General features: G+C 57.4%; 3 protein-coding genes. All 3 read left to right on the top strand.

All coding sequences use genetic code 11. From position 1 onward, the window contains the following. Window positions 1-672 precede the first annotated feature (672 nt). Complete coding sequence (locus AC1DF8_RS36105) at window positions 673-2820, top strand: type I secretion system permease/ATPase (protein ID WP_478157599.1); 2148 nt, start codon at window positions 673-675, stop codon at window positions 2818-2820. Further along, window positions 2817-4271 carry an HlyD family type I secretion periplasmic adaptor subunit gene (locus tag AC1DF8_RS36100; protein ID WP_478157598.1) on the top strand — a complete coding sequence of 485 codons (1455 nt, stop codon included), beginning with the start codon at window positions 2817-2819 and terminating at the stop codon, window positions 4269-4271. The genes AC1DF8_RS36105 and AC1DF8_RS36100 overlap by 4 nt, the downstream gene beginning before the upstream one ends. 276 nt (window positions 4272-4547) lie before the next feature. Further along, the coding region (locus tag AC1DF8_RS36095; RefSeq protein WP_478157597.1) for a M10 family metallopeptidase at window positions 4548-6205 on the top strand (1658 nt) is incomplete at its 3' end.

Raw genomic sequence — 6205 nt, 5'->3', positions numbered from 1 at the left:
GCCCGGTAGCTCGTCAGGCTCATAACCTGAAGGCCGCAGGTTCAAATCCTGCCCCCGCAACCAAACATATAGCCCGCATCCAAGCGGGCTTTTTTTTGTTTGATAACACGGCGAGGTTCAACGCCTCGAAAGCCGCATAAGCTCCCAAAGCCGACGCAGCAAAACCAAAAGCTCCCCTCACTTCCATCTCGTCTAAATATCCCGGCAAAGACATCGCGCCGTGACTATCGCCGGCCCGAAAACAACTGCGCCGCTGGCGAGGCTAACTCGCCGTCCTGCGGACCATAACCTCAAGGCCAAGTGAAGCGGATGCCGCAAACACCGCAACCAAAACAAACAGTCCCGCCCGTTCGGCCAACGAACACCAGGCGATCTCTGTCCATGGTGCGCAGACTGTGCGGGTCCGACCCTGAGGTTGATAGTGTGTGAGGACTTTACAAAGTCCCGGATAGGAATTTGAGTTAGGCCGGATGCACAGGCGGAAGCAGCGTCAAGCTTCTGTTAGTGGTCTTTCGTGATTTCTCAGCCACAACCATCCCGAAAACTTGTGCGTGTTAATATCCCCATAGCGTTGTAGCTCTGACTAAGCTACATCGTGGGTGCAGGCTCAAAGCGAATGGTTCGCTTCGGCGGGCGCAAGTATCTGCAACTCGAGGGGGAATAACTTCGCGTATGGATGGCATCGGTCCGCAGCATCACGACTCCGGTCTTCGTGCGCTTTGCGGTATCGCTGCGTTCTACCGGATTGCCGCTGATCCAAACCGCCTTCAGCACGATCTGGCGCTGAAGGGACGTGCATCTGAAGCCATCGACATCCAGCGAGCAGCCGGGATTATCGGTCTCAAGGCGCGTGTCGTGGAGAGAGTATCGGAGCAGCGCCTTCGATCAATGCCGGTCCCGGCAATTGTCAAAATGCGCGGCGGCTCCTTTCAAGTGCTCGGCGGTTTGAATCCATCCGGTAAGTACAGGCTCGTCGATCCGATAACGCGTGTTGATCGCGAAATTGCTCCTTCAGATATATTGGCGGAAATCGGCTCGCGTGTGATCCTCGTCGGCCGGAAGATCGGCGGGGAGGGATCTGATCCCAGGGAATTCGGCTTCAAGTGGTTCGTGCCATCCATCTGGCGATACCGCAAGCCGCTGGCGCATGTTCTGCTCGCATCGCTGTTTGTGCAGATATTTGCGCTCGTCACACCCTTATTCTTTCAGGTCGTGGTCGACAAGGTTCTGACACATAAAGGTTATTCGACGCTTTTTGTGCTGGTCGCAGGCATCGCGATCATTGGCCTCTTTGATGTTGTGCTTCAATATCTCAGAACCTATGCGTTGGCGCACACGACAAACCGGATAGACGTCGAACTTGGGCAACGACTGTTCCATCACCTGCTGCGGCTGCCTCTCGGCTATTTCGAGACGCGCTCGGCAGGTCAGACCGTTGCAAGGGTACGCGAGCTTGAAACGATCCGCGCATTTCTGACTGGCCAGGGGCTTTTCTCGGCGCTTGATGTCATTTTTACTTTTGTGTTCATCGCGGTTCTCTTCGCTTATTCGTGGAGCCTGACGCTGATCGTCATTGCCGCGATCCCGATCTACATCCTGATCGGTATGACCGTCAGGCCGCCGCTTCGCGAATTCGTCAAGGAAAAATTCAACCGGGGTGCTGCGAGCCAGCAATTTCTCGTCGAAGCGATTGTCGGCATCCACACGGTCAAATCCGCCGCAGTGGAGCCGGTAATGCAGGCACAGTGGGAGGAGAAGCTTGCAGCCTATGTGCGGACAGCTTTCGATACGACGCTGCTTAGTGCTGGCGGACAAAACGCCATCCAATATGTCAGCAAGCTCTCGACAGCAGCTCTTCTGCTCTTCGGCGCGAAGGCTGTCATCGATGGCGATCTATCGGTTGGCTCGCTGGTCGCCTTCAACATGATTGCCGGCCAGGTCGCTCAGCCGGTCTTGAGGCTGTCCCAGCTTTGGCAGGATTTTCAGCAGGTGCAGATCTCCGTCGATCGGCTCGGCGACATTCTGAACACCCCGATGGAGCGTCCGCCCGGTATCCGCTTGTCGTTGCCGACCCCAAGGGGGCATATCGAATTTCGTAATGTCACCTTCCGCTATCGGCCTGGCTCTCCGGAAGTCCTGAAAAACGTCTCGCTCGAGCTCCGACCCGGAGAGGTGATTGGCATCGTCGGGGCCTCCGGTTCTGGAAAATCGACGCTGACCAAGCTCGTCCAACGGCTCTATCTTCCGGAAGAGGGGCAGATCCTTCTCGACGGGGCAGACCTTTCGCAAATCGATCCCGCCTGGCTTCGAAGCCATATCGGAGTAGTTCTCCAAGAGAACCTTCTGTTCAACCGCACGATTCACGACAATATCGCTTTCTCAAACCCGGCAATGCAACGGGCTCAAGTCATTGCTGTCGCCAAGCTCGCCGGCGCCGATGAGTTCATCACAAGGCTACCACAGGGCTATGACTCGATGATCGAGGAGCGCGGCGCGAACCTCTCCGGCGGCCAGCGCCAGAGGATCGCTATTGCCCGGGCTCTTGCGACCAATCCGCCGATATTGATCTTAGATGAGGCAACCAGTGCGCTTGACTACGAAAGCGAGAGGGTCATTCAGGCGAACATGGGGCAGATCGCCAGCGGTCGAACGGTGATCATCATCGCGCACCGGCTTGCCGCAATCCGGCCATGCAGCAGGATTGTCGGCCTGAAGGACGGCCGGATCGCCGAGGTCGGCAGCCATGACGAATTGCTGGGGCGTCCAGATGGGCTCTATTCGCGTCTTTGGGCCTTGCAGAACGACAGGGGAGCGGCATGAGCGCAACGGCGAACGCCTCTCGCTATTTGGGTCTTCCGCGACGGCCGGCAACGCGCGCCGATCACGAATTTCTGGCGCCGGCCCTCGAGGTACTGGAAACGCCACCATCGCCCATACGCATGGCGCTGATCCTGATCATCTGTTTGTTCACCACGGTTGCGCTGGTCTGGTCCTATCTCGGCCGCATCGACATTATCGCGGCAGCGCAAGGCAAGATCCAGCCGACCGGCCGCGTCAAGGTCGTGCAACCGTTGCTGACGGGCAAGGTGAAGACACTGCCACCACAAAACGGCGACCACGTGCGCCGCGCCGATATTCTGCTCGAACTTGATCCTACGGATGCTCTCGCAGACGAGAGAGACGCGGCAAAGGGCCTTGCCTCGGTTAAGGCGGAGGTTCAGCGGCGCAGGGCTGCCATCCGGTTCGTGCGTTCGCAACCGGCGGTGGGGTCGGTTGCGGAAATGAGCTGGGACAAGGATACAGGCCCCGAGCTGCAGCAGCGCGAGAGCGGCATTCTGCGCGGCGACATCGAGAAATATCATGCGACTATCGCCTCACTCGGCGCGCAGCAGCATCAGAAGGAAGTGGAGCGTGAACGGCTCAAAGTGACAGTGGCCGCGCAGGAATCCCTCGTTGAAACCCTCAAGGAACGTGTTGCGATGCGCAGCATGCTTGCTTTGAAGGATGCCGGCACGATGGCAAGCGTCATCGATGCAACCGAAACAATGAAGGAACAGGTGACGCAGCTGGCGATACAGCAGGGGCAGCTTGCCGACGCCGAGGCCGCAATCGATGTCTTCGCAAAAGAGAAACGGAAAGCAGAAGGCGCGTTTCTAAGTGATCAGCTTGACAGGCTTGGTGATGCCGAGCGCCGCGCGGACGAATTGGAGCAGCGTCTGGCGAAGGCACAGAATTCTCTCGATCAGATGACGTTGCGCAGTCCGATTGATGGAACGGTGCAATCCTCGTCTGTCGCCGGCCTCGGGCAGGTAGTCACCGTTGGCCAGGACCTGATGCGGATCGTACCGCAAGACAGCACACTCGAGCTTGAAGTCTATATGCCGAACAAGGACATTGGCTTCATCAGAGTGGGCCAGGAGGCGGTCGTAAAACTCGAGGCCTTTCCCTTCACCCGCTACGGGACCGTTTCCGCCGTCGTCGTGAAGGTCGCAGCCGATGCCATTCCGGAGCCGGACGCAGCCCGCCGTGAGGGTGACCCTATCGCAAGGCAGTCAAGTACAGCCTTCGGTAGCGCGGAGCGAATGCAGAATTTGGTCTTTCCGGTCACTCTGCGCCTTGCAAGCGATCACATTCAAGCTGACGGTGCGGAAGTTAACTTATCTCCAGGGATGGCGGCTGTCGCCGAGGTGCGCACCGGCCAGCGCAGAATATTGGAGTATGTGTTTTCCCCGTTGGTTGAGATAGCTGACGAGGCGCTCCATGAGCGATAAAGGTAGTGGCTACGAAGTTTTTTGACCGCAGTAGATCTGCTCATTTTTTGAATAATTGTAGAACTTATCTTGAATTTGAGGGGCTGGAAGGCGTGTTTTCTGCAAATTATGTTCTTGAAGTGATTTGCCTTTTGCCTCAGCGCGAGAAGCCAATTGCCAGGGCTGCCGCGTTATTGTGTATCCGGACTTAACTTCAATTTTCAGCCGAGTGTCCTGCGCGTGGGGAGATGAGCCGACCCAGGACACGATGAGGCGGTATAAGCAAGCGGTGATTTCATGACGGGCATTGTTACTCCTACGAAGAACGTCAGCTTGACGGGGGATCAGAAAATTGACGGGCTTCTCAGCGGCTACGCCTGGGACGGTACGATCACCTATGCGTTTCCCACAAGCTCGATTTCGTACTCCTATAGTGGCGAGAAGGATTACGGCTTCTCCGCGATTTCCTCGCAACAGCGCTCTGTTGCCTTGTTCTTTATGGAGCAGTCCTACGGAAACACGGCAAATGACGGCTTCTCCGTAGAGGGATTTACCAATGCCGATTTTGTGGCCGGCAGCGCGGACTCCGCGTCGGTGCGGTTTGCACAATCTTGGCTTCCCTCGACTGCATGGGCGTATACCCCAAGTCCGGATAGTGCCGCTGGCGATATATGGTTCGGGACAACATATGCCGGTACGGCGGATGATTATCGCTATCCGGAGTTCGGCAACTACGCAGGCCACACGCTGGCACATGAGCTGGGTCACGCTCTCGGTCTGAAACACGGTCACGAACCGTACCTAGGCAATTCGCTGGTCGTGCCCGGTGCTTACGATTCCGTCGAATATACGATCATGACCTACCGCACATATGTCGGAGACAGTGCGAGTGGTTACAAATACGAGCAGAATGGCGCGCCACAGACCTTCATGATGCTCGATATCGCCGCCCTGCAGGAAATGTACGGGGCGGATTACACGACAAACAGCGACAATACCGTCTACAAATGGAAGCCGAACGAAGGCGTGACCTATGTGAATGGAGTCGCGGCCATTACTCCAGACGCGAACAGGATCTTCGCAACAATCTGGGACGGCGGCGGTATCGACACCTACGATCTAAGTGCCTACACCACCAGCCTTCAAATCGACCTGCGACCAGGGGGGTACTCGGTCTTTTCGCAACTCCAGCTGGCTTACTTGGGAGGCGGCTCGAATGGCGGCGATGCTCGCGGGAACATCTTCAATGCGCTTCTCTATCATGACAACCTGGCGTCGCTGATCGAGAATGTTCAGGCAGGCTCCGGCAACGATACGATTGTCGGCAACGAGGTGAACAACGCCCTTTGGGGCAATGCGGGAAATGATACGCTTACCGGCGGCGCCGGCGACGACACATTGAACGGCGGTGCTGGACTGGACCGGATGTCGGGTGGGGTGGGTGACGACACCTATATCGTCGACGTTGCAAACGACGTCGTAACCGAGAACGCGGGCGAGGGAACGGACACTGTCAGGACGGCGCTTTCGAGTTACACACTCAGCGTCAACGTCGAGAACCTGACCTATACCGGCACCACGTCGTTCATGGGTATCGGCAACGCTGCGGTCAATGTGATCACTGGCGCGGCAGGCGCCGACACGCTGGACGGCAAGGCGGGAGCCGATATCCTGATTGGCGGTGCGGGCAACGACACCTATGTTGTCGATGATCTGGCCGATGTCGTGACCGAGGCTGCCAATGCAGGCACGGATCTGGTCAAGACGACGCTTTCTGCCTACGCGCTGACCAACATTGCCAATGTTGAGGACCTGACCTTCACTGGCACCGGCAATTTTTCCGGGACGGGCAATATACTGGCCAACACGATCACCGGGGGCGCCGGCAACGACGTTCTGGACGGTGGTGCGGGTAACGACAGGTTGATCGGCGGGGCCGGCAATGACACGCTGAT

The sequence above is a fragment of the Rhizobium sp. 05N49 genome, from assembly GCF_056396805.1.
Note: the sequence above shows the minus strand (reverse complement) of the source record. Positions and strands in the feature narration are given on the sequence as shown.